Origin of the sequence: Streptomonospora halophila (assembly GCF_039542725.1) — a bacterium.
Taxonomy (GTDB): domain Bacteria; phylum Actinomycetota; class Actinomycetes; order Streptosporangiales; family Streptosporangiaceae; genus Streptomonospora; species Streptomonospora halophila.
Genome location: NZ_BAABIK010000001.1, coordinates 185716 through 209516, shown reverse-complemented (window position 1 = coordinate 209516; position 23801 = coordinate 185716). Strand labels below are relative to the sequence as shown.

19 protein-coding genes and 1 pseudogene are annotated in these 23801 nt (G+C 71.8%); 11 read left to right on the top strand and 9 right to left on the bottom strand.

What is annotated here, in order from left to right; translation table 11 throughout:
- Positions 1-251: 251 nt before the first annotated feature.
- Positions 252-1106 (bottom strand): SDR family oxidoreductase, encoded by an 855-nt coding sequence (locus ABEA15_RS00905; RefSeq protein ID WP_345555016.1) that lies wholly within the window; start codon positions 1104-1106, stop codon positions 252-254.
- An 883-nt stretch (positions 1107-1989) separates the two neighbouring features.
- Positions 1990-2190 (bottom strand): annotated as a pseudogene (locus tag ABEA15_RS00900) (MerR family transcriptional regulator); the annotation flags it as partial.
- Between the two features lie 778 nt (positions 2191-2968).
- Here ABEA15_RS00900 and ABEA15_RS00895 point away from each other — a divergent pair.
- A complete protein-coding gene (locus tag ABEA15_RS00895) occupies positions 2969-3706 on the top strand; it encodes an SDR family oxidoreductase (RefSeq protein ID WP_345555015.1) in 738 nt (245 codons plus the stop codon).
- 336 nt (positions 3707-4042) lie between these two features.
- Here ABEA15_RS00895 and ABEA15_RS00890 read toward each other — a convergent pair whose 3' ends face one another.
- The gene (locus tag ABEA15_RS00890; RefSeq protein ID WP_344140074.1) at positions 4043-4729 is read right to left on the bottom strand and encodes a TetR-type transcription factor C-terminal domain-containing protein; all 687 of its coding nucleotides are present in this window, start codon (positions 4727-4729) and stop codon (positions 4043-4045) included.
- A 160-nt stretch (positions 4730-4889) separates the two neighbouring features.
- On the opposite strand from ABEA15_RS00890, the gene ABEA15_RS00885 reads away from it, so the two are divergent.
- Together ABEA15_RS00885 and ABEA15_RS00880 are read left to right on the top strand one after the other, a co-directional pair.
- Positions 4890-6776, top strand: a complete 1887-nt coding sequence (locus tag ABEA15_RS00885; protein ID WP_345555014.1) for a sodium:solute symporter family protein — start codon at positions 4890-4892, stop codon at positions 6774-6776.
- 10 nt (positions 6777-6786) lie between these two features.
- A complete protein-coding gene (locus ABEA15_RS00880) occupies positions 6787-8469 on the top strand; it encodes a tannase/feruloyl esterase family alpha/beta hydrolase (protein WP_345555013.1) in 1683 nt (560 codons plus the stop codon).
- Positions 8470-8647: 178 nt separating this feature from the next.
- Here the strand turns inward: ABEA15_RS00880 and ABEA15_RS00875 are convergent, their stop codons facing one another.
- The 6 genes from ABEA15_RS00875 to ABEA15_RS00850 form a co-directional block, all read right to left on the bottom strand.
- Positions 8648-10051 (bottom strand): glycoside hydrolase family 5 protein, encoded by a 1404-nt coding sequence (locus ABEA15_RS00875; RefSeq protein WP_344140082.1) that lies wholly within the window; start codon positions 10049-10051, stop codon positions 8648-8650.
- A 70-nt stretch (positions 10052-10121) separates the two neighbouring features.
- A complete protein-coding gene (locus tag ABEA15_RS00870) occupies positions 10122-11006 on the bottom strand; it encodes a carbohydrate ABC transporter permease (protein WP_344140084.1) in 885 nt (294 codons plus the stop codon).
- A 3-nt stretch (positions 11007-11009) separates the two neighbouring features.
- Complete coding sequence (locus ABEA15_RS00865) at positions 11010-11897, bottom strand: carbohydrate ABC transporter permease (RefSeq protein ID WP_344140086.1); 888 nt, start codon at positions 11895-11897, stop codon at positions 11010-11012.
- A gap of 72 nt (positions 11898-11969) precedes the next feature.
- On the bottom strand, positions 11970-13265 hold the full coding sequence (locus ABEA15_RS00860; RefSeq protein ID WP_345555012.1) for an extracellular solute-binding protein: 1296 nt from the start codon (positions 13263-13265) through the stop codon (positions 11970-11972).
- 405 nt (positions 13266-13670) lie between these two features.
- Positions 13671-14495 carry an NAD-dependent epimerase/dehydratase family protein gene (locus ABEA15_RS00855; protein WP_345555011.1) on the bottom strand — a complete coding sequence of 275 codons (825 nt, stop codon included), beginning with the start codon at positions 14493-14495 and terminating at the stop codon, positions 13671-13673.
- A 22-nt stretch (positions 14496-14517) separates the two neighbouring features.
- A complete protein-coding gene (locus ABEA15_RS00850; protein ID WP_344140093.1) occupies positions 14518-15255 on the bottom strand; it encodes an IclR family transcriptional regulator in 738 nt (245 codons plus the stop codon).
- A 122-nt stretch (positions 15256-15377) separates the two neighbouring features.
- Here ABEA15_RS00850 and ABEA15_RS00845 point away from each other — a divergent pair, with 122 nt between their 5' ends.
- The 8 genes from ABEA15_RS00845 to ABEA15_RS00810 all read left to right on the top strand — a co-directional run bounded on the left by ABEA15_RS00845 (position 15378) and on the right by ABEA15_RS00810 (position 23783).
- Positions 15378-16283, top strand: coding sequence for a 5-dehydro-4-deoxyglucarate dehydratase (locus ABEA15_RS00845; RefSeq protein ID WP_345555010.1), 906 nt, complete (start codon positions 15378-15380; stop codon positions 16281-16283).
- 2 nt (positions 16284-16285) lie between these two features.
- Positions 16286-17545, top strand: coding sequence for a glucarate dehydratase family protein (locus ABEA15_RS00840; protein ID WP_345555009.1), 1260 nt, complete (start codon positions 16286-16288; stop codon positions 17543-17545).
- The gene (locus tag ABEA15_RS00835) at positions 17542-18714 is read left to right on the top strand and encodes a hypothetical protein (protein ID WP_345555008.1); all 1173 of its coding nucleotides are present in this window, start codon (positions 17542-17544) and stop codon (positions 18712-18714) included. The genes ABEA15_RS00840 and ABEA15_RS00835 overlap by 4 nt, the downstream gene beginning before the upstream one ends.
- A 3-nt stretch (positions 18715-18717) precedes the next feature.
- Positions 18718-19392 (top strand): TRAP transporter small permease, encoded by a 675-nt coding sequence (locus ABEA15_RS00830; protein WP_344140102.1) that lies wholly within the window; start codon positions 18718-18720, stop codon positions 19390-19392.
- Positions 19382-20680, top strand: a complete 1299-nt coding sequence (locus ABEA15_RS00825) for a TRAP transporter large permease (protein ID WP_344140104.1) — start codon at positions 19382-19384, stop codon at positions 20678-20680. Before ABEA15_RS00830 ends, ABEA15_RS00825 begins: the two co-directional genes overlap by 11 nt.
- A 35-nt stretch (positions 20681-20715) precedes the next feature.
- On the top strand, positions 20716-21723 hold the full coding sequence (locus ABEA15_RS00820; RefSeq protein ID WP_344140106.1) for a TRAP transporter substrate-binding protein: 1008 nt from the start codon (positions 20716-20718) through the stop codon (positions 21721-21723).
- 145 nt (positions 21724-21868) lie between these two features.
- Positions 21869-23038 carry an L-talarate/galactarate dehydratase gene (locus ABEA15_RS00815; protein WP_345555006.1) on the top strand — a complete coding sequence of 390 codons (1170 nt, stop codon included), beginning with the start codon at positions 21869-21871 and terminating at the stop codon, positions 23036-23038.
- Positions 23039-23183: 145 nt separating this feature from the next.
- On the top strand, positions 23184-23783 hold the full coding sequence (locus tag ABEA15_RS00810; protein ID WP_345555005.1) for a TetR/AcrR family transcriptional regulator: 600 nt from the start codon (positions 23184-23186) through the stop codon (positions 23781-23783).
- The last annotated feature ends 18 nt before the right edge of the window (positions 23784-23801 follow it).

Here is a 23801-nt window from a genome sequence, read left to right as displayed (position 1 = left end):
CCCTGCTTCGGCGACCGGCGCTCGCCGGGCGACCGCACCGCCGTCCGGTGGTCGTCCTCCGCGACCGCGGAATCGGCCGCCCGCCGGACTCCGGACGCCGGAGGAGGCGCGGATCATGCGGTTCCGATCCCGATCCGGTCGAGGTCCATGCCGACCACCAGCCGACCGGAGTAGCCCTTGCCGGCATCCTCCCACCGCCTCACAGGCGAGGTGGAGGGACAGAAGTCGGCGATCGGTGGTCGCGGGGAGGGTCACTCCGGTGTGAACGCGGCGGCGTAGTCGTGGGCGAAGTCGGTGATGTCGCGTGCTGCGTGCCCGGTGAGGTCGGCGACCGACGTGTGCACCTCGGCGGCCTCCCCGCGGGCGTAGTGGGCGTAGTCCTCGACCAGGCCGGCGAGCTGCCACGGCGGGAGCACGCCCTCCAGTGCGGCGGCGAAGTGGTCGGCGGGTGCGTCCTGGAATGCGATGTCGCGCCCGGTGGCGGTGGACAGCGCCTGAGCGATCTGGTCGTGGGTCACGGCCCGGGGCCCGGTCAGGGTGTAGGTGCGGCCGGTGTGCCCCGTGCCGGTCAGCACCGTCGCCGCGGCCTCCGCGATGTCCCTGGTGTCGACGGCGCTGACGGCGGCACCGCCGACGGGCGCGGCGAACCGGCCCTGGGCGATGGTCCCGGCGAAGGCGAGCAGCGCCTGCATGTAGAGGTTGGGGCGCAGCACTGTGTGGTCCAGGCCCAACTGCTGCACGTATGCCTCGACTTCGGCGTGCCAGCGCAGAAACCGCACCGGTGAGTCGGGGCGCGCCGCGTACTGGGAGAGCACCACGAGCCGGTGCACGCCGGCGCCGCGCGCCAACGCGGCGAACCGGGTCTGCAGCGCGGCGGCGTCCTCTGCCGACGGGCTGTTGAGGAAGGCCGCGTCGACGTCTTTCAGCGCGGCGGTGACCGACTCCGGGTTGCGCAGGTCGGCGACGACGTTCTCGGCGCCGGGAACGGGGCGGTCGGGATCGCGGATCATGGCGCGGACGTCGGCGCCGCGGGCTTGCAGCTCGGGGACCAGGGTCGATCCGATGGTTCCGGTCGCACCGGTCACGAGCACAGTAGGGGCGTTCATCGTCGGGTGTTCCTTCCGTCGTGTCGCCGAGGCGTGGTTCTCGGCGGGGCCTGTCCCGGGGTCAGCGCGCGTCCGTGCGGCCGGAGGCCGGCCGCGGGTCTGGGCGGGCGAGCGACAAAGCGATGGCGATGCAGGCGAGCGCGCCGAGGAACGCGGTCGTGACGAGATGTCCGCGCCCGCGTGCGTCCCCGCGGCGCCGACGGCGATCCGGCGAGGGCGGCGAGCCCGACCGCGCCGCCCAACTGCTGTGCGGCGTTGACGGAGACGAGCCCCGGGCCGCCGCCGATCGCCGCCTTCGCCGCTGTGCCCGCCCGGCCGGGCGGGCACAGCGGCGAAGGCGGTTCATCGCTCATCGAGTCGTCATCGTCAGGGGTGGCGGGTTCCGCGTTCCGGCGGCGGCGACGGCCGCGCCCGGGGGTGCGGGGCGAACCCGGTACCGAGCCGCGGGCGAGGCGGTAAGCCGCCGTGCCGTGGGATCGTGTCGCCATGCCATGACGATCGCGCAGACGCACCCGCGTTCGCGTCGGTGACAATCACCTACTTCACCGAGGCGCCGCCGACCGCTGCGGCCGACGACCGTCCGGGCTCAACCGCCGCTTCGGCCACTGCAGCCGCGGCCGGCCTTCGATGTCGGATCCGGGTCGGGCGCCGGTTGCGGGGCAGGCGGGCGCCTCCGGCTCGGCGGTCTCGGCGGTCTCGGCACCGGCTGTACGCGCCGACTGCTCATCCCCGGCGGGCGCGGTGCGTACGCCGCGGGCGTCGATGCGGGACCTGCGCGTTGGCGAAGCGCAGGCGCCCATCAGGGCGAAGGCCGCGCGGCGTGGAGCACCCGCGACAGCGGGGGCCTGCGGCCCCAGTACCAGCCCTACGGGTCGGGTCGGATCCGGGCGCGCGCCGCGGTCCGCACCCGATAGCGCGAGAAGCGCCGGTGCCCTCCCGCCGAACGCAGCGGTTCGATCAGCCCGCCCGAACCCGGCGCGCGCGGGAACGCCGGCGTGGTGCCCGCCACCTCCGCCGCCCGCCCCCTCGTGTAGGCGGGAGAGCCGTCGTCATCAAGGCAACCAGCGGCGTCGGAACCGGTCACCGCACACCGTCTACGTCTCCGCGGGCACACCGAGGGCCCCGGCGCCACTGCGGCGCCGGGGCCCGAGAGTTCAACACCATCTACGCACCGGCCCCAGCGGGACCGGCCTGCCGATTCCCGCGCCTGCGGCGCCGGGAATGCGGGGATCGCGGTTGTCTGACCGTGGACCACCTCTTTCGAACCAGGGTCCTGCGGTACCCGCGCGGCGACGTTCCTCGCGCGGGCGATCCTGATGGCATCCGCTCCTCTCGTCGTCCTCACAACGGCAACTGCTTCGACAACTCCTGCTTCACTACTGCTGTTGCGATCCTGCGCTTGCGCTATTCGCCTACTGCGGTCCTACCGGCCCCCGGCGCCGTGCCGCACGTGTGCGCCGGTCGGGCCGACCTGCTCCGCCGATGTCTGCCGGCGGCCGTTTGCGGCCCGGTTTCTCGGCCACAGCAGGAAAATTAGCACCCTCCCCGGCGCATGTCTACTCCGGCCGCAACAGTTTTTCGGTTGTTGCAAGGGAAGACCACGACACGCTTGCCCCGGCCGGTGCAGGGCAGCGCCCGGCCGGGGCAAGCGGGCGCCGGGGCGCCGGGCGTATCACAGGCGGCCGGCGGAACCGGCGGCCCGGGCAGCCGGACACGATCCAACCCACGCCCTGCGCACCCGTCGACCCATCGGCCTTCGCGCCACCGCAGGACGCAGGGCGGGATATATGGACTTCTCGTCCATATCATGGTTATATGGACGGACAGTCCACATCACGAATCTCAGCCGAGTGGAGCACCCCATGACCAGCACCACCGCGCGCGTCGCTCTCGTCACCGGCGGCTCCGGCGGCATCGGCAGCAGTGTCGTCGAGCGCCTCGTCCAGGACGGCTTCGCCGTCGCGGTCCACTACTCCGGCAACGCTTCTCGCGCCGAGGAGCTGGCGGCGAAGGTCCGCGGTACCGGAGGACAGGCGATCACGGTCGGCGGCGACGTCGCCGACGAGGCCGCGATGGCGGCCGGGTTCGACACGATCGAGGAGGAGTGGGGCGGCCTCGACGTCGTCGTCAACACCGCCGGGATCATGCTGCTCTCGCCGATCGCGACCCTCGACCTGGCCGACCTCGACCGCATGCACCGGACCAACATCCGCGGCACCTTCGTCGTCTCCCAGCTCGCGGCCAACCGGCTCCGGGCGGGCGGCGCGCTGATCAACTTCTCCACGACCGTGACCCGTACGCGGTTCCCGACCTACGGCGGCTACGTCGCCTCCAAGGCCGCGGTCGAGAGCATGACCCTGGTCCTGGCCCGCGAGCTGCGCGGGAGGGACATCACCGCCAACGCCGTCGCCCCCGGTCCCACCGCCACTCCGCTCTTCCTTGACGGCAAGGACCAGCAGACCGTCGACGAGCTCGCCAAGGCCGCCCCGCTCGAGCGCCTGGGCACGCCCGACGACGTCGCCGAGGCGGTCGCGTTCCTCGCCGGCCCGGCCCGCTGGGTCAACGGCCAGGTCGTCTACGTGAACGGCGGGCTCGCCTGAGGCCCCGGCTCGTCTCCTGCGCGGCCGCCCGCGGAAACCGGCACGGTCTCCGACGAGATCGCCCGGACCGAGGCGCTGCCCAGGGGCGAGCGGCCGACCGGGTTCACATCCACCCCGCGGGCGACGGCTCCGACGAGGTCTCGGAGATGACCGACCGGATCCGCCGCGTGCAGGCGGTGGGGGCCGGGCCCGGGCGGGGCGGCCTGTCAGGCGGCGGCCCGGTCGGTGACCCGCCGGATGGCCCGAACGGCGAAGTCGGGCTGGTCGACGTGGACGCGCGGCGCCGGGCTCGGATCGGGCACCCGCGACCGGCCGGACAGACGGCGGCGGTCGGCGTCACCGCCGGTCAGAGGCATCCGACCGGGGCGCCCCCCGGGTTCCGGGTGCGGCGGACAGGCCTCCGACGAGCAGGTCGACGATGTGGCCGGCCAGTTCCTCCACCTCTTCGGCGGGCTGGTCCTCGATCTTCCGGTACCACATGTCGACGGCGTTCAGGCTGCTCAGCAGGGTCCGGGCGGCCAGCGAGACGTCGACCTGGCGAAGCGAGCCGTCCGCCATGCCCTCGGCCACGACCCGGCGGAACATGTGCTCGTAGTCGCGCCTGAGCCCGTTGAGGGCGCTCAGCGCGTCGCGCTGGCGGATCTTCAGCTCCGAGGAGTCTTGAGCGCGTACGCCCTGGTGGACCACGTGGTGGTACGCGAGGTCCGTCATGAGGTTGAGGAGATGGGCGCGGGACATCGCCGCGAGTCGCTCGCGCCCGCTGCCGCCGCTCGCCGCATGGGGCTCGACGCGTTCGCGGACCCGCCGCATCCCCTCTTCGTAGACGGCCAGGAACACGTCGAACTTCGACCGGAAGTGGTAGTAGATCAGCCCTTTGGTGGCTCCGACCTGATCGGCGATGTCATCGAGCGTGGCGCTGGAGAAGCCCCGACGCATGAAGGCTTCGGCGCCCGCGTCCAGGATGCGGTGCCTGGCCTCCGGCGTCCTTCCAACGGCCCCGGTGTCGTGAGCGCTGATGCTCAACGGTCCCCCTCCTCGCGGCCGGCGGTGGCCCCCACCGCCTTTACCGCTGAGAGTGCCCACACTGGCGAATGGTTGACTATTGTGTCCTGGGACACATAATACTGCGTAGTATGACATGCCTGCACGGGGGAGGTCGGGCTCTAGGAGGATTGAGGTTCACATGAACTCAGCGATCGTGTTCATCCTGATCTACTTCGCGCTCATGCTCGGTATCGGCTACTGGGCGAGGTCGAAGGTGAAGTCGTCGAGGGACTTCCTGGTCGCGGGCCAGACACTGGGCTTCCTGGTGATGGCGGTCGGTACGTTCGCCTCCATCCAGAGCGGTTTCGGCATGATCGGCCACACCGCCAACACCTACGCCTGGGGCCTGCAGGCGATCGTCGCGGCGGCGCTCTTCGTGCCGCTGGCCTTCGCCCTGTCCTGGTTCCTGCTCGGAAGCCGGCTGTACCGGCTGGCCCGGGAGCACGACGTCTACTCGATTCCCGACGTCATCCGACTCAGGTACCCCGGCCGCTCGGCGCATCTGGCCATGTCGGTCGCCATGTTCATCGGAGCGGTCGCCTACATGACCGCCCAGGTGACCGCCATCGGCGTGATCGTCGCCCTGATCTTCGACACCTCGACGACCACCGGCGCCCTGATCGGCTCGCTCGTGGTCGCCCTCTACACGATCGTCGGCGGGATGCTCGCCGGCGCCTGGACGGACTTCATCCAGGGCCTGCTCATGGTGGCCACGTCCATCGGCGTCTTCTTCGTCGCCACCAGCACCCTCGGCGGCTGGGGGGCGATGCTCGAAAGCATCGCGGCCCAGGACGTCTCGTTCCTGCGCATCGACGCGACCCAGCCGCTGACGTGGATCTGGGCCTTCGTGATCCTGGCCGTCCTCGGCGCCGCGGCACAGCCGCAGCTGATCACCAAGTTCCTGATGCTGCGCTCGCCCACCGAGCTGAAGTGGGGCGCCCTGGTCGCGGGAGTGGCATACGCCGTGACGACCCTCTTCGCCCTCGGCGTCGGGCTGGCGACGCGCGGACTGACCATGGCCGGGCGGGCACCCGAACTGGACAACATCGACAACACCGCCACCTGGTTCCTGGACAACATGGTCTCTCCGACGTTCGCGGGATTCGTGCTCGCCGGACTGCTCGCCGCGATCATGTCCAGCGCCAACTCCTTCATCGCCGTCGGAGCGTCGGCCCTGATGCGCGACGTCACCGGGGCGCTGGGTATCCGCGTCCGCAGGGAACTCCTCTGGGCGCGCGTGGCCAGTGCACTCGTCGTCGCGTGTTCGCTGGTCTTCGCGCTCTACCTCTCCCAGGTGGTCTTCATCCTCGGCGCCATCGGCTGGGCGGCGTTCGCGGCCGCCATCTTCGGGCCGCTGGTCCTGGGCCTGTACTGGCGCCGCGCCACGGCGACGGCGACCACCGCAGCGGTCGTCTTCGGCATCGTCGCCAACCTCGCGCTGACCGTGCTGACAGCCGAGGGCGTGGTCACCCTGCCGGCGTACCTGCTGTCCGGCGGAGCGGTCGTCTGCCTCGGAATCCTCCTCTTCGTCGCCGTCTCGGTAGCGGCGCCCTCCCGGACGTCGTCGGAGAGGTTCGTCGAGCTGGCCGGCGACCGCCCGGCGGGCCTGGGCCGCGTCGACTCCCTGGTCGCCGCCACCTTCGCCACCATCGCGGCCGCGACCGCCGGAATGCTCTTGGACCAGTGGTACCTGGTCTACTACGCCGTCCCCGTGCTGGCGACGGTGTTCATGCTGATGGGCTCGCTCAACAGGCGCGACCTCTGGTCGCCGTCCATGGTCGGCCAGGTGGCGGTCTTCGGCGCCGCACTCGCGGCACTGTTCGCCGCCTCCCACGCGGCGCTGGGCGGCGAGGGCACCCTCGGCGGCCTACCCACCTCCACGGCGGTCTTCCTCTACGTGATCTGGCCGGTGACCGCGGTGGTGGCGCCGCTCCTCTACACGACCCTCTACCGCACGTGGCTCCGCCACGACCTCGAAGAGAGTCCGGGCCGCGAATCCGCGCAGACGACGCGCGCCGGCGAGTAGGGGGCCTGCCATGAGACCGGGGACCCAGACCTCTGGACCGGGCACGGCGCGCACCGGCCTGGTGCTTGCGGTCGCCGCCGTCATCCTGTGCACCGCGGCGGCCGCCCGGCCGGCCGCCGCCGAGGACGCTGCGCCGCAGGGGAAGCGCCCGCAGTGCGCGGAGCTCGAAGGCCGGGAGATCCCCGCCTCCGCCATCAGCCTGCCCACACGGGGCGGCAGCGTCACCGCCGCTTCGGCGGTGACGGAGGCCGTCGGCCGCGAGAGCGTGAGCTACTGCCGTATCGACGCCGCGCTCCACCCTGTCGACACCTCGGCCCCGGACATCGGGATGCGCATCGCCGTACCGGTGGAATGGAACCGCAAGACGATGATGTTCGGAGGCGGCGGCTACAACGGCACCGTCCCCGACGTCACAGCGGGTGTGCCCTTCGGGCCGGCGGACGAGCCGACCCCGCTGGCCCGCGGGTATGCGACCTACGCCGGCGACTCGGGGCACCAGGCGGATCCGGCGATGCACCCGGTTCCGTCACTGGACGGCTCCTTCGCCGTGAACGACGAGGCGCTGCGGAACTTCGCGACCGGCGATGCGCTCAAGAAGACCCACGACGCGGCTCTGTTCCTGATCCGGCAGAGCCGCCGCGCCGAACCGAAGCACGCGTACTTCGCCGGCGGATCGACGGGGGGCCGCGAGGCGCTGGCCGCGGTCCAGCGGTGGCCCAGGGCCTTCGACGGCGTCATCTCGGCCTATCCGGCATGGAACAACCTGGCGGAGGCGCTCTACCTCGGCTACGCGACGCAGCTTCTGGCGGAACCCGACGCCTTCCCCGGGCCCGAGAAGCAGGGCCTGCTCTACGACAGCGCCGTCGGGGCCTGCGACGGCCTCGACGGCCTGGAGGACGGGATCGTCTCGAACGTGCGGGCCTGCGACTTCGATCCCCGCGAGCTGCGGTGCCCGGGCGGCGAGGACACCGGAACGGCGTGCCTCTCCGACCGCCAGATCGGTTCGGTGCGCGCCATCTCCTCGGAGTGGGCCTGGCCCTACGAGATCGCCAGCGGCGAGCGCAGCTATCCGGGCTTTCCGTTCCTGTCGGGCGCGGACATGAGGACACCGCTGCTGGGGTTCGGCACCGCCGCTCCCGCGGACCCCATGCCGCTGACCAGCGGCTACGGGATGCAGTACTGGGACCAGTGGGTCAAGTACTTCCTGACCCGCGATCCCGGCCGCAGCGCACTGTCCGTCGACCCGCGCCACCCGGGGAAGTGGCGGGAGCGGATCAGCCGCCTCTCGGCTCTGCAGGACCTCAACGACGCGGACCTGCGGCCGTTCCGGCGCGCGGGCGGCAGACTGCTGCTGATCCACGGTGCGGCGGACGAGCTCGTCTCCCACCGGTCGACGAACGACTACTACGAGCGGGTGGTCGCCACGGTAGGGCCGCGGAAGACGAAGAGGTTCATGCGCTACTACCTCGTGCCGGGTGCGAACCACGCCAACGTCGGCGATCCCGCCTTCGCCGCCGCCTGGGACTCGGTCACCGCTCTCGAGCAGTGGGTCGAGAACCGCCGGCCGCCCACCGATCCCGTCGTCACCGCCGGCGGCGACGGCAGGTCCCGGCCCCTGTGCGAGTACCCCCTGTGGCCGCGCTACCGCTCGGGTGACCCCGCCAGCGCCGACAGCTTCGTGTGCACGCGGTGACGCCGGCGGCGGGGCGGCTTCGGGACGCCGCTCCGCCGCCGGCGTCGGCATAGCCCGCCGCAGCGTGCGGGGTCTGCGGGCGCGGTGCCGGCTAGCCGCCGGCGGTTGGCCCGCAGACCCCGACGCGTGAGGCCCCGGGTCGGCCGCCTTCAGGGCCGACCCGGGCGCGGGCCGCGGCTCACCTTCCGTGCGCGGCGGTACCGGAGTGCTCGGCCAGGACGTCGGCCAGCGGTGTGCGGATGCGGCAGTTCTCGAACAGGAAGGAACGCATCAGCGTGTCGATCTCCTCGTCGGTGACCCCGCGGAAGAGCTCGGCGAACTCCTCCACCATCGGCTCCGAGAGCAGGATGTGCCGCACGAGCTGCTGGATGTCGCGCGAGGCCCCGAACGGGAACGGCGCGTAGTCGGGGAACTCCCGCGCGAACAGGTCCCGGATCGGTTGCATGACCTCGGTGATGCCCTCCTCCGTTCCGCCCCAGGAGTCGGCGCCCAGCCGCGCCTTCTTGCGCAGCATCGGCTCGACCCGGCGCATCCACGGGGAGTCGGGCGCGGCGTAGGCCACCCCCTGCAGGCCGATGTCCTTGTAGAGCCAGACGGCCCAGCTGGCCCCGTAGCGCTGGTAGATCTCCAGCTGGTCGCGGAGCACCCGGTAGCGCATCGCGTCGGCCTCGGGGTCGCCGGTGTAGACGGGGCCGAACTCGCCCACCCATACGTGCAGGCCGCGCGACAGCATGTAGGCGCTGCGCCGCCGGAAGGTCTCCTCCAGCACGTCGCGGTCGACGTAGGTGCCGCGGCTCACCCCCGGGTAGGGGCCTCCGTCGACGAAACCGGGAAGCGCGTAGTCGTGGTTGGTGTAGACCACGTTCTCCCAGGGCTCACCGAAGATGTGGAAGTCCTGGGAGTAGCGGTTGCCTTCCAGGAAGATCACGTGGTCGGGGTCGTGGGCGCGGATCGCCTCGTAGAGCCGCGCGTAGAACGGCATGATCATCTCTTCGCTCGGATCCGCCGGCTCGTTGATCGGGTTGTAGCCCGCCACCCACGGGTTGTTGCGGTAGCGGCGGGCGATGGCCTCCCACAGGTGCACCGCGCGGTCCTGGAAGTGCCTGTGCTCCCAGAGCAGGGCGCGGTGGGTGGGGTTGTCGGAGTGCCAGTGCTGGTTCTGGCAGCCGGGCAGCGCGTGCAGGTCGATGATCGTGTAGATGCCGTGGCGTGCGCACAGGTCGACGACCCGGTCCAGGTGGTGGAACCCCGACTCGTCGATCTCGAAGGGGCGCATGTCGTCCTCGAAGTGCCGGTAGTTGATCGGCAGCCGGACGAGGTTGAGCCCCAGAGAGGCGATGTAGCGCGCGTCCTCCTCGGTGAAGAAGTACTCCAGGAACCGGTCGAAGAACAGGTGGTACTGCCGCTCCCCCAGCACCCGCCGGACGGAGCGGCGGTGCGCCTCCTCGTTCGCCGGGTAGCCGGTGATGAAGTTCTCCATGTTCATCCACCCGCCGAGGCCGAATCCGCGCAGGACGACAGTGGTGCCGTTGCGGTCCACGAGCGTCGAGCCGCGGACGGACAGCAGGGCGTCGCCAGTCAAACCTGACTCCTCTCAACCGTGGGCCGGCCGCCGCGGGCGTGGTCACCCGCTGCGCGCCGACCCGTTCGAATCACCTTCCGAAGCCGGCGGTCAGACCTCCCAGGAGCTGCCGGCGGGCGACGATGTAGAGCACCACGATCGGCAGCGTGGACAGGAGCACCGCGGCCATCAGGCCGGGGACGTCGACGCCGTACTGGCCTTGGAACTGCTGCAGGGCCAGCGGGATCGTCCGCACGTTCGCGCTCTGTGTCAGCACCAGCGGGAACAGGAAGTTGTTCCACGCCTGCAGCGCGTTGTAGATGACGACGGTGACCAGGGCCGGCCGCGAGAGCGGGAGCACGAGGGTGCGCAGGGCCCGGCGGTGCCCCCCGCCGTCGATCCTCATCGCGTCGAAGAGGTCGTTGGGGATGTCGCGGATGAAGTTCACCAGGATCAGCACCGTCAGCGGGATGCCGAACGCCACCTGGGGCGGGATGAGGGCGTAGAGGGTGTCGTACAGCCCCAGCTCCACGATCAGCAGGTACACGGGGATGATCGCCGCCTGCAGCGGGATCGCCAGCCCCATCAGGAAGGTGGTGAAGACCGCGCGGACGGCCCGGCTGCTGATGCGCGCGATCACGTAGGCGGCCAGGAAGCTGACGAAGACGATCAGGCCGACCGACAGGGTGACCACGAACAGGCTGTTGAGGAAGTAGAGCGCGAGCCCGCTGCGCAGGACCTCCGTGTAGTTGCCCACGACCGGGTCCAGCGGCGGGAGCCACGGGCTGCCTTCGAGGTAGTCGCCCTGCTCCCGCAGGCTGCTGATGAACATGTAGTAGACGGGGTAGAACGCCGCCGCGAACCAGACGAGCCCCATCAGCGGAACCAGCGGGAAGGACCGCCGCGGTCGGTGCCCGGCGGCCCGCCGGGCGCGGGCGTCGGACGGGTCGGCGGTACCGCCGTGTGTGCCTGCCAAGGCTCACGCTCCCTCTGCCTGGCTCTCCATGCGCGAGTACCCCGAGATCCGCAGCAGCGCGAGGGACAGGACGAGCCCGAGCGCGACCAGCAGGACCGCGATCGCACTGCCGTAGCCGATCCGGGTCTCCTGGAAAGCGGTGATGTACATGTGCAGCGGCAGGATCCGGGTGGAGTTCTCGGGGCCCCCGCCGGTGAGGATGAAGAAGATGTCGAAGTAGGTGATCGATCCGTTGACGATGAGGATCGACGAGGTGATGAGGGTGTACTTGAGCTGCGGCAGGGTGATGGAGAAGAACTGCCGGAGCGTGCCCGCGCCGTCGATGCGCGCGGCCTCGTAGAGCTGCTGCGGGATCTGACGCACCGCCGCCTGGTAGAGCAGCGTGTGCAACGGGATGAACTGCCAGGCGATCACGATGATGACCGCGTAGATCGCCGTGCCGGGGTCGCCCAGCCAGGGCTGGGCGAGGGCGTCGGCGCCCACCGAGCGCAGCAGGGAGTTCAGCGCGCCCTGGGGGCTGAGGATCGCCTGCCAGATGAGGCCGACGGCCACGGCCGAGAACAGCAGCGGCAGGAAGTAGGCGATCCCCAGGAGGGCGCGGTAGCGCTGGTAGCCGGCCAGGAAGACCCCCAGCAGGATGCTGGCCGGGGTCTGCAGCAGCCAGGACAGGACGATCACCAGCAGGGTCAGCCGTAGGGAGTCCAGGGTCAGCGGGTCGGTGAGCGCCCGGGCCCAGTTATCCAGCCCGATCCACTGCGGCGGGGTGATCCCGTTCCACTGCAGGAAGCTCAGGCACACGGCCGCGACCAGCGGCCCGAGGGCGAAGACGGAGAAGAACAGCAGCGCCGGCATCAGCAGCAGCGGCGCTTTCCGATCACGTGGTTCAGACACGAGTCTCCCCTGTGTCGGGGGCGGGAGGCGGCGTGGGTGGCCCGCTGTACGCGGGCGCGGGGGCGAGCGTGCTCAGCGCTTCGGGATGCGGTTCATGTTCTGTGCGAACTGATCGGGGGTGATGCTCCGCGCGAACACGCGGCCGAGGTTGGTCAGCAGTTCCTGGGCCACCTCGGGTGGCAGTGCCTGGTCCCAGGACAGGTCGAAGTAGGAGGCGCCCCGCACCAACCGGTAGATGAACAGCAGCCATTCGGAGCGGTCGCTTCGGGCCAGCCGGTCCTCGATGCCCTCGACCGGCGGCGCCAGTCCCAGGTCGATCAACCGGTCGACCATGTACTCGTTCATGACCGCCTCCTCCAGGAACGCGACAGCCCGGTCGCGGTTGCGGGAGGCGCTGCTCAGTGCGTAGAAGTTGGTGAGGTTTCCGGCCACGGCGCCGGCGTCGCCGCCGGCGCCCTCGACGGCGGGGAAGGGGAACCAGCCCAGGCTGTCGCCGGCGAAGTCCGGGGCGTCGGTGACGAAGCGCTGGTAGTTCCACGCGCCTTGGAGCAGCATGCCCGCCTGCCCCGAGTACACGAGCTGGGTGTCCTGGTTGGTGTCGGCGTCCAGGGCCGCGAACCCGTCCGGGAAGGCGCCGGCGTCGACGAGCTCCTGGATCATGGCGACCGCCTGCCGGAAGGCCGGGTGCGACCACGCGCCGGACTCGCCGGCCACGACGGCCCTGAAGGGCTCGCGCCCGCCCACGCGGTTGACGAGGTACTCCAGGTACATCATGTTCGTCCACAGGTTCTGGCCCGCGAGGGAGATCGGGGTCAGGCCCGCGCCGGAGAGGACGCCGACGACCTCCAGCAAATCGCTCCAGCTCTCCGGCGGGCTGAGGCCGTGCTCGGCGAAGAGGTCCTTGTTGTAGAAGAAGACCTTCGGCGCGGTGCCCGACTTGGGGACGCTGTAGACGCGCCCGTCGAAGGTCACCGCCTCCATCACCGACGGGAAGTAGCGGTCGGTGGCGACCGACGGGGGGATCGCCGCGGCCTCTCCGGCGTCGACGAAGGCCTTGAGCTGGCCGCCGCCCCAGTTGTAGAACACCTCGGGCGGCGTTCCGGAGATCATCGACGTCCGCAAACGGTTCTTGTAGGGGTCGTTCTGGAAGAACTGGGCGGCCACGGGCGCGCCGTCGGCGCGGCGGTTGAACCTCCTCACCACGTCTTCGAGCAGCTTCTGCTCACTGCCGGTGGAGATGTCCCAGATCGCGGCTCCTGCGCTCAGCCGAGAACTGCCGATGCCGAACCCGCATCCGGGAAGCAGCAGGGCGAGTGAGGCCGCCGATCCCGCGGAGAGCAGGCGACGGCGGGAGAGTTCCCTGGCCATGTGTGTCCTTCGTGCTCGTGTGAGGGCATCGCTCCGCCGATGGGTGGATGAGGGCGACGGTGCGGCCGACGACGCAAAGCCATCGACCTGTGACGCACCTAATTTGTACTGGAAGTAAACTAATTCGCAGCCGGAGCGGGGGTCAAGGGGTTGGTGTGGTCCCCGTCACCGGTCGCCGCGACACGGACCCCCAGGGCCGGGCCCCGGCACGGCCCGCCCGTCCCCTCGGGAGCGGCCGGGGAGCCGACCACCGGAGCGCGGCGGTCGGCGCGCGCGGCGGCGGCCGCGCTGAGCGCGGGCACCGGACACCGCTGCGGCGCCGACCTCGGCGGGGTCGGCGCCGCAGCGGGTTCAGCACATCTCGCCGGGGAGCTTGCGAGCGTCGCCGATGAGCGGGCGCCCGGGCTAGGTCCGGTCGATGCGGGGAGTGCGGTTTCGGGGGTCGGCGGCGGCGAGCCGCCAGTGGCCGCCGATCTGGTTGTGCGGCGGGCGGTCCGGGTCGCGCTCGCCCTCGGCGGCCCGGATCGTCTCGGCGTAGGCCTCCGAGTCGTCCTGCGGCTCGTAGCCCAGCGCCCGGGCGGCCTCCAGCGAGGTCCACCGCCGGGTGTTGTCCGAGACGCCCCAGACGACGCGGAACCCGGGCGAGGGGGCGTTGAGGCACGCCTCGAACAGGCGTGCACCGTCGTCGGGCGACATCCAGTGGTCGAGCATGCGCGCGTTGGTCGGCTTCTCGAAGCACGTGCCGATGCGCACGGCGATCACGTCCATGCCGAAGCTGTCGTGGTAGAGGCTGCCGAGTGCCTCCAGGGCCACCTTGCTCACGCCGTAGAAGGTGTCGGGGCGGGGGAAGGCGTAGTCGGGCACCTCGGGCACGCGGGGGTGGAAGCCCACGGCGTGGTTGGAGCTGGCCAGGACCACCCGCGGGACCCCGGCCAGGCGCGCCTGCTCCAGGACGACGTAGCTGCCGTGGACGTTGACGTCGAGGATGTCCTCCCACGGACCCTCCAGGCTGTGGCCACCCAGGTGGATCACCGCGGAGACGTCGCGCATCGCCTCGGCCACCGCCGCCGCGTCGGTGACGCTGGCGGTGACGACCTCCTCGTGGGGAGCGGGGTCGGCCGGAGTCGCGACGTCGAGCAGCCGCAGCTCGCGTCCGGGCCGGGCGAGCCGGGGGCGCATCAGGCTCGCGAGTCCTCCGGCCGCGCCGGTGATGAGAATCCGCTCGGTCATGGGCAGTCCCTTCCAGACGGGGTCAGCGGGTGAGCAGCTCGGAGATGCGGCGGGAGGCGTCGATGAGGGTGTCCACGATGTGCCGGCTGTGGTCCTCGTCCAGCCGCGCCAGCGGAACCGAGCAGCTCAGCGCGTCGGTCACCGGGTCGTTGTAGGTCAGCACCACCGCTCGGCAGCCCAGGCCGAGGTTGGTCTGCTCGGACTCCTTCGAGTAGTGCATCCGGCGGAACTCGTCCAGCTCGGCGAGGATCGCCCGGCGGTCGGTCAGGCCGCGCGGACTGAGCGCCTCCGGGTGTTCGGGGACCAGGTCCGCGCCGTCCGGGCGCTGGGAGAGGATCGCCCGCCCCAGCGCGGTGGCGTAGGCCGGCAGCCGCCGCCCGACGCGGGAGACCGTGCGCAGCTGGTGCCGCGACTCGCGGCTGGCCAGGTAGACGATGCTGCCGCCGTCGAGCCGCGCCAGGTGCACGGTCTCGTTGACCTCGCTGCGCACCTCTTCGAGGATCGGCGCGGCGGCGCGGACCACCGGGTCGCGGTCGAGGTAGGAGGTACCGGCCAGCAGGGCGCGCACGCCCACCCGGTAGAGCGATCCGCGCGCGTCCGTCTCGACCCACCGCCGCTCCACCATGGTCTGCAGCAGCACGTACAGGCTGGACTTGGGATAGCCGAGCTCGTCGTGCAGCTCGGCGAGCGACAGCGGCGTGGCCGATCTCGCCAGCACCTCCAGGACCTCGAGTGTCCGGTCAGCGGATTTCACCGTCATGACGTGGCCCTTCGTCGCAGGATCACCCGTTACGCCCCCTTGACACCGGATATCGAAAATTTTACATTTCTAGCCATCTTTTACAAGGGAGATTTTCATTCATATATGTGAATTGAGATGAGATGCAGTTAGACGGCCTACTGTTCTTCCCGGTCACGCCATTCGACCCGGCGGGCGACCTGGCGCCCGAGGTGCTCGCCGACCACGTCGCCGACGGCGTCGACGCCGGTGCAGGCGGCGTCTTCGCTGCGTGCGGGACCGGCGAGTTCCACGCCCTGGACCTCGCCGAGTACCGGCGGCTCGTCGGTGCCGCCGTGCAGGCGGCGGCCGGGCGCGTGCCGGTGCTCAGCGGCGCCGGCGGCCCGCTCCCCCACGCCCGGGCCTGCGCCCGGGCCGCCGCCGAGGCCGGGGCCGACGGCCTGCTGGTGATGCCGCCCTACCTGGTGCAGGGGCCGGGAGGGGGGCTGGAGTCCTATGTCCGCCAGGTCGCCGCGGCCTCCCCGCTGCCGGTGGTCATCTACCAGCGCAACAATGCGCGCTTCTCACCCGAAGGCGTCGCGCGCCTGGCCAAGGAGCCGTTCGTCGCGGGCTTCAAGGACGGCCTGGGCGACATCGAGCACGCGCAGCGGATCGTGCTGGAGGTGCGCGAGGCCGTCGGCGACGAGTTCCTGTTGTTCAACGGCCTGCCGACGGCGGAACTCTCCGCCCCCGCCTACCGGGCGGTCGGCTTCGACCTGTACTCCTCGGCCGCCTTCGCCTTCGTCCCCGAGGTCGCCGGAGCGTTCCACACGGCTCTGCGCAACGACGACCAGGCGGCGGTGCAGCGGCTGCTCTCCGGCTTCTACCGCCCGTTCGCCGAACTGCGCGACCGCGTCCCCGGCTATGCGGTGTCCCTGGTCAAGGCCGGGGCCCGGCTGCGGGGCCGCGCGGTCGGCCCCGTCCGCGCGCCGCTGACCGACCCCGGCCCCGAGCATCTGGACGTCCTGCAGCGCATCATCGACGACGGCCTGCGACTGGTCAGGGGGTGACCGTGCGCATCAGTGGCATCACCGTGACTCCGGTGGCCTTCCACGACCCGCCGCTGCTCAACGCCACCGGCGTGCACGAGCCGTGGGCGCTGCGGGGCGTCGTGGAGGTCGCCACCGACGACGGCCTCACCGGACTCGGCGAGACCTACGGCGACGAGGCGCACCTGGCGATGGTGCGGGCCGCCGCCGACGCGCTCCTGGGCACCGACCCCTACGACCTCCACCGCGTCGGCACCCTGGTCGCCGAATGCGTGGGCTCCGCGGTCGTCACCCACCAGCACGGCCTCACCGGTGCGGGCAGCAACCAGAAGACCGCCGACGGCGTGTTCTCCCCCTTCGAGGTCGCCTGCCTGGACATCCAGGGCAAGGCGGCCGGCCGGCCCGTGGTCGACCTGCTGGGCGGACCGGTGCGTTCGGCCGTGCCCTACAGCGCCTACCTGTTCTACAAGTGGGCCGCCCACCCGGGGGCCCCGGAGGACCCCTTCGGTGCGGCCCTCGACCCCGGCGGGATCGTCGCCCAGGCGCGGCGCCTGGTCGCCGACTACGGGTTCGGCTCCATCAAGCTCAAGGGCGGCGTGTTCCCTCCGGACGAGGAGGTCGCGGCGGTCCGCGCCCTCGCCGAGGCGTTTCCCGGCATGCCGCTGCGGCTGGACCCCAACGCGGCGTGGACCCCGCAGACCTCGGTGCGCGTCGCCGCCGAGCTCGCCGGGGTGCTGGAGTACCTGGAGGACCCTACCTCCGGTATCGACGGCATGGCCGAGGTCGCGTCCCGCTCACCCATGCCCCTGGCCACCAACATGTGCGTGGTCACCCCCGACCACCTGCCCCCGGCCGTCGCCCAGGGCGCGATCGGCGTCCTGCTCATCGACCACCACTACTGGGGCGGCCTGCGGCGCTCCACCCAGATGGCCGCGCTGTGCCAGACCTTTGGCATCGAGCTGTCCATGCACTCCAACTCCCACCTCGGCATCAGCCTGGCCGCCATGACCCACCTGGCCGCCGCCGTGCCGAACGTCAACCACGCGTGCGACACCCACACGCCCTGGCAGAACGGGCAGGACGTGGTCGCCGCCGGCGCGCTGCGCTTCAGCGGCGGCGCGGTCGCCGTCCCCGAGGCGCCGGGGCTGGGCGTGGACCTGGACCGCGACGCGCTGGCGGCCATGCACGAGCAGTACCTGCGCTGCGGGATCACCCGGCGCGACGACACCACCTACATGCGGCGCTTCCAGCCCGACTACCAGCCGAAGACGAGGTTCTGGTGAATACCGTCTACGCCTACCCCTGGGACGTGGTCGGCGATCCCGGCGCACCCGACCGCCTGGCCGGACTCGGTGCCGGGTCCGTCGCGGTCGCCGCCTCCTACCACACCGCCCGTGCCGCCACCCCCCGCCATCCCGGCCACCGGTTCGTCCACGCCCGGCACGCCGCCTGCTACGTGCCCGTCACGCCCGATGCGTGGCAGGGCAGCAGGCTCGTGCCCGGCCGCCCGGACTGGGTCGCCGGGGACGACTCCTTCGCGGCGGCGCGCACGGCCCTGCGCGCCGCCGGCCTGGCCGTGCCCGCGTGGGTCGTGCTGACCCACAACTCGCTCCTCGGCGCGGCCCACCCGGACCTGACCGTGCGCAACGCCTTCGGCGAGCACTACGAGTACGCCCTGTGCCCCGCATCCGCCGAGGTCCGCGACTACTGCGCGCGGCTCGTCGCCGAGGTGGTCGCCCTCGGCGAACCCGACGGCCTCATCCTGGAGGCCTGCGGCCCGCTCGGCGTCCGCCACGGCGGCCACCACGAGAAGACCGAGGGAGCGGAGTACACCCCGGTCCAGCTCGACCTGCTGTCGCTGTGCTGCTGCGCGGCCTGCGACCGGCGCTACCGCGACGCCGGCGTCGATCCGGCCGACCTGGTCCGCCGGGTCCGCGCCGGGGTCGACGCCGCCGAGCCCCCGCCCTCGGTGGAGGAGGCGCTCGGACCGCTCGCCGCCCCCGTGCGCCGGGTGCGCACCGGGCTCGCCGCCGAGCTGCGCTCGCTGCTGCTGGGGCGGGCCCGCGAACTGCGTCCGGGAATCCGCGTCGCCGTCCACGCCTCCGCCGACGCGTGGGCGACCGGGCCGTTCGCCACCGTCGCCGACGACCCGGGCGGCCCCGCCGCCGACTGCCTCGTGGGCACCTGCTGGACCCCCGACGAGGAGGCCGCCGCCGGGCTGGCCGGGCTGGCCGCCCAGGCGCGGCCCGCGGACGCGGACGTGGGTGCCTACGTGCTCGCGCTGCCGCCGCGGCCGGCCGACCCGGCCGACCTGGAGCGGCGCCTGGACCTGTACGCCGACGCGGGCGCCACGGAGTTCCACGTCTACCACGGCGGCCTGGCCTCGGCCCGCCGCCTGGCGCAGATCCGCCGCGCCCTCGCCGAACGCGCCGCACCCGCAGGGGGTCGATAGCCCGTGCCGCCCAAGTTCCAGTCGATCGCGCGCGGAGTTCTGCGCGTGCTCGACCGCACGACCGACACCCTCGCGCTCACGGCACTGGCCGCGGTGGTGCTGGTGGTCACCTGGCAGGTGTTCGGCCGCTACGTGCTGCAGGCCAGTCCGCGCTGGGGGTCGGAGGTGGCGCTCATCCTGCTGGCCTGGGTGGGCTATCTCGGCATCGCCATCGGCCTGCGGGAGCACACGCACATCGGCGTCACCTTCATCACCGACCGGCTCCCGCCCAGGCTGCGGACCGCGGTGGAGACGCTGACCCCGCTGGCGTTCCTCGCCTTCGCCCTCTACCTGGTGTTCCAGGGCTGGCAGTTCACCGTGTCCACCGCGGGCACCAGCCTCCCGGCGACCGGCCTGCCCTCCTCGGTGCAGTACGCCGTCATGCCGGTGACGGGCGTGCTCGTGGCCGTGTACAGCCTGCTGCAGCTCGTCGGGATCGACACCCGCCGGGACACGCGCCCGAGCGGCGGGGAGGACGGCGCGCACGACATCGCCGCGGCGCCCGGAAGCGAGGCGGTGCCCATCTCCGGGGACGGACTGACCGCCGGCGCGGCCCGCTCGGCCGGGCCCGCGCAGACACGGGGCGCCGAGACGACCGGGGCGGAACCGGCTCCCGAGGAGGACGACGATGATCGGTGACCCTCTGGCCGTGGCCATCCTCATCGGGGTGTTCGTGGCCGCCCTGGCGCTGCGCATCCCGATCGCCCTCGGGCTGGCCCTGGCATCGCTGTGCACCGCGCTCTACCTGCAGATCCCCCTTCCGGTGGTGGGCCAGCAGATCGTCAACGCGCTGCTGACCTTCCCGCTGCTGGCGATCCCCTTCTTCGTACTCGCCGGCGAGATCATGGGGGCGGGCGGGATATCCCGCCGGCTCATCGACCTCGCGAACCTGATGATCGGGCGGCTCCGCGGCGGCATGGCGATGCTCAACGTCATGGCCAGCACCTTCTTCGGCGGCATCTCCGGATCGGCGGTGGCCGACACCTCCTCGATCGGCTCGGTCATGGTGCCCGTGATGAAGCGCACCGGCTACGACGCCCGGTTCTCCGTCGGGGTCACCGTGTCCAGTTCGATCCAGGGCGTGCTGATCCCGCCGAGCCACAACATGATCATCTACTCGCTGGCCGCGGGCGGCAGCGTGTCCATCGGTGCGCTGTTCCTCGCCGGGGTCCTGCCGGGCCTGCTGCTCGCCCTCGCGCTGCTGGGGCTGACCTACTACCTCTCCTGGCGCCGCAAGTACCCCAAGGGCGAACGCGTCCCCCTGCGGGAGTGGCCCCGGGTGATCTGGCAGGGCTCGCTCGGTCTGCTCACGCCGGTGATCATCATCGGCGGCGTGATGACCGGCGTGTTCACCGCCACGGAGTCCGCTGCCATCGCCTGCGTGTGGGCGCTGGTCGTCTCGCTGGTGGTCTACCGGGAGCTGACCCCGCGCGGGCTGATCGGTGTCCTCAACCGGGCCACGCGCACGCTGTCCTCGGTGCTGTTCCTCATCGCCTCGGCGGGGGCCTTCGGCTACCTGATGACCCAGCTCCGCATCCCCGCCGCGCTGACCCAGAGCCTGACCGGCATGTCCGACAACCCGATCGTGGTGCTGCTGCTCATCAACCTGATGCTGCTCGCGCTCGGAACCGTGATGGACATGGCGCCCCTCATCCTGATCACCACCCCGATCCTCCTGCCGGTGGCGACGAGCGTGGGCATGGACCCCGTCCAGTTCGGCGTCATGCTCATGCTCAACCTCGGCCTGGGCCTGATCACGCCCCCAGTCGGCGGCGTCCTGTTCGTCGGCGCCGCGGTGGGCGACATCCGGGTGGAGGACGCCACACGCGGCGTCCTCCCGTTCTACGCGCCCATGCTTCTGGTGCTGCTGGCCATCACCTTCGTCCCCGCCCTCTCGCTCTGGCTGCCGTCCCTGGCGGGCCTCTAGCGGGCCCGTCCCCCTCTCCCCCCGAGGAGTTCCTCATGAAGAAGCAGACACGTTCCCTACGAACCCTTGCCGCGCTGGGACTGGTCGGCGCGCTCGCCCTCACCGGCTGCGGCGGTGGCGGCGAGAGCGGCGGCAGCCAACAGTGGTCGCTGGGCGAGACCCACCCGAAGGACTACCCGACCACCCAGGCCGACATCTGGTTCGCCGACCACGTCCGCGAGCGGACCGACGGCCGCATCGACATCAGCGTCCGGCACTCGGCCCAGCTCGGCGAGGAGCGCGAGGTCATCGAGCAGGTGCAGATGGGCGCCGCGCAGATGACCCGGGTCAGCACGGCGCCCGTGGCGGAGTTCGTGCCCGCGTTCGGGGTGTTCTCGATGCCCTACCTCTTCGACGACGAGGAGCACCTGTGGCGGTTCCTCGAGGGCGACTACGCCCAGGGCATGCTGGGCGACCTCCGCGAGAGCGGCTTTGTGGGCCTGGCCTACTACGAGGCCGGCGCCCGCAACTTCTACACCGTGGACAAGCCCATCACCTCCCCTGAGGACCTGGAGGGCCTGGACATCCGCGTCATCGAGGGGTCCGTCAACGCCGACATGGTCGAGGCCATGGGCGGGTCCCCCGTGACCATGGACTACGGCGAGGTCTACAGCTCCCTGGAGACCGGCGTCCTCGACGGCGCCGAGAACAACGAGCCCAGCTACGTCAGCAGCGGCCACTACGAGCTGGCCAAGCACTTCACCATGGACGCCCACCAGCGCATCCCCGAGGTGCTGATGATCAACGCCGACGTGTTCGACTCCCTCAGCGAGAAGGATCAGCAACTGCTGCGCGACGTCGCGCAGGAGTCCGTCGCCGAGCAGCGCAAGCTGTGGGACCAGGAGGTCGAGGAGTCCCTCGCGGAGATGAAGGACGCCGGGATCAAGATCCACGACGTGGAGACCACCGAGTTCCAGGAGTCGGTGTCCGGCCTGCTGGACGAGGCCCGCAAGGGCGAGTACAGCGAGGTCATGGCCGCCATCGACGAGGTCCGCGAGAGCTGAGGCCCCCTCCGGCGCACGGGAGGCGGGGCGCGCGGCCCCGCCTCCCGCCCGGACCGCCGCCGGGGCACCGGCCCCGCCACGGAGCGCAGCGACCCGTTGCCCTTCTTCCTGTCGTCTTTCCCGCCGCGAAGGGACACCGCCGCACATGCCCACCAGCACCTCCGCCCACTCCGCTCTGGTCGCCGCCGGCCCCGCCACGGTGGACCGCGTCAGCGGGGTTCGGCTGTCCTCGGTCACCCTGCCCCTGGAGGCCCCGATCAGCGACGCCAAGGTCCTCACCGGCCGGCAGCGTCCGATGACCGAGGTGGCGATGCTGTTCGCCGAGATCTCCACCGAGTCGGGACTCGAAGGGGTGGGCTTCAGCTACTCCAAGCGGGCCGGAGGGCCGGGCCAGTTCGCCCACGCCGCGGAGATCGCCCCCGCCCTGCTGGGCGAGGACCCCAGCGACATCGCCAAGATCTGGGAGAAGCTCGCGTGGGCGGGGGCCTCGGTCGGCCGCGGCGGGCTCGCGGTCCAGGCCATCGCCGCCTTCGACATCGCCCTGTGGGACCTCAAGGCCAAGCGTGCGGGTCTCCCGCTGGCCAAACTCCTCGGTGCCTACCGGGACTCGGTGCGCTGCTACAACACCTCCGGCGGCTTTCTGAACGCGCCGGTGGAAGAGGTCCTGGAGAAGGCGAGCGCGGCGGTGGAGGCCGGGATCGGCGGCGTCAAGCTCAAGGTCGGCCACCCCGACAGCGCCGTGGACATCGCCCGGGTCCACGCGGTGCGCGAGCACCTGGGGCCCGGGGTGCCCCTCATGGCCGACGCCAACCAGCAGTGGGACCGCGCCACCGCGCGGCGGATGTGCCGCGCCCTGGAGGAGTTCGACCTGGTGTGGATCGAGGAGCCGCTGGACGCGCAGGACTTCACCGGCCACGCCGCGCTGGCCGCCGACTGCGCCACCCCGGTCGCCACCGGCGAGATGCTGACCAGCGTGGCCGAGCACGCCGAGCTCGTCCGCACAGGCGGTGCGGACATCGTTCAGCCCGACGCGCCCCGAATCGGCGGGATCACGCAGTTCCTCAAGGTGATGGCCATGGCCGACCAGCGCGGGCTGGAGCTGGCTCCGCACTTCGCCATGGAGATCCACATCCACCTGGCCGCCGCGTTTGCGCGCGAGCCGTGGGTCGAGCACTTCGAATGGCTCGACCCGCTGTTCAACGAGCACCTGGAGATCGCCGACGGGCGCATGCACCTGTCCGCCCGCCCCGGCCTGGGTGTCACCCTCAGCGACCGCGCTCGCGCCTGGACCGTCGACAGCACCGCGGTGGGGTGACGCCCACGGCGTTCAATCGGCCCGCCCCCGGCCCCGGCACCCGGGCGCAGCGGTTCGCCGCCCGACCTCCCCCGCCGCCGGCGGCCGGGCCGCCGGCGCGGCCGCAAACCGCCGGCGGGCGGAGCCCCCTGGTAGAGTTGTTCAAGTGAACAGTTCATTTGAACAAGTCCCGCCGGAACGGGCGCACTCCGGCGGGACGCGGCAGCGGCTGCTCGCTGCCGCCGCCGCTCTGATCGCCGAGGTGGGCTGGGGCCGGGTGACCACGCGGGCGGTGGCCGAACGGGCCGGGTTGCCGCTGGGGGCGGTGAGCTACCACTTCCGCGGCAAGCGGGAACTGCTCGCCCAGGCCGCGCTGGAGACGGTCGAATCCGCGTTGCCGATCGGCGAGCTGGCGGCCGTGGAGACCCTGACCCAGCTCATCGAGCTGATCACCGCATCGGTCGCCCGCCGCGAGGACTCCGAGCGGGTGCTCTCCGGTGTGCTGGTGGAGACCTTGCGCGAGGCGGGGCGGGATCCGGAGCTGACCGAGCGCGTGACCGCGCTGCTGGCCGAGTACCGGCGCGTGCTGAGCAGGCTGATACGTGCCGAGCAGGAGCGGGGCGCCGTGCGCGCCGACGCGGACCCCGACGCGGTGGCGGCCCTGCTGGCGGCCTCCGGCGACGGCCTGGTGCTGCACGCACTCCTGGACTCCACCACCGACACCGCCGGCGCCTTCGGTGCGCTGCGCGCCCTGCTGGAGACCTAGACCCGACCGCGCACCGGG

Coding starts and splice junctions, on each gene's coding strand:
- ABEA15_RS00905 (WP_345555016.1), bottom strand. CDS start 1,106: ATGAACGCCCCTACTGTGCTCGTGACCGGTGCGACCGGAACCATCGGA.
- ABEA15_RS00845 (WP_345555010.1), top strand. CDS start 15,378: ATGCAGTTAGACGGCCTACTGTTCTTCCCGGTCACGCCATTCGACCCG.
- ABEA15_RS00850 (WP_344140093.1), bottom strand. CDS start 15,255: ATGACGGTGAAATCCGCTGACCGGACACTCGAGGTCCTGGAGGTGCTG.
- ABEA15_RS00880 (WP_345555013.1), top strand. CDS start 6,787: ATGAGACCGGGGACCCAGACCTCTGGACCGGGCACGGCGCGCACCGGC.
- ABEA15_RS00825 (WP_344140104.1), top strand. CDS start 19,382: ATGATCGGTGACCCTCTGGCCGTGGCCATCCTCATCGGGGTGTTCGTG.
- ABEA15_RS00820 (WP_344140106.1), top strand. CDS start 20,716: ATGAAGAAGCAGACACGTTCCCTACGAACCCTTGCCGCGCTGGGACTG.
- ABEA15_RS00855 (WP_345555011.1), bottom strand. CDS start 14,495: ATGACCGAGCGGATTCTCATCACCGGCGCGGCCGGAGGACTCGCGAGC.
- ABEA15_RS00895 (WP_345555015.1), top strand. CDS start 2,969: ATGACCAGCACCACCGCGCGCGTCGCTCTCGTCACCGGCGGCTCCGGC.
- ABEA15_RS00885 (WP_345555014.1), top strand. CDS start 4,890: ATGAACTCAGCGATCGTGTTCATCCTGATCTACTTCGCGCTCATGCTC.
- ABEA15_RS00860 (WP_345555012.1), bottom strand. CDS start 13,265: ATGGCCAGGGAACTCTCCCGCCGTCGCCTGCTCTCCGCGGGATCGGCG.
- ABEA15_RS00815 (WP_345555006.1), top strand. CDS start 21,869: ATGCCCACCAGCACCTCCGCCCACTCCGCTCTGGTCGCCGCCGGCCCC.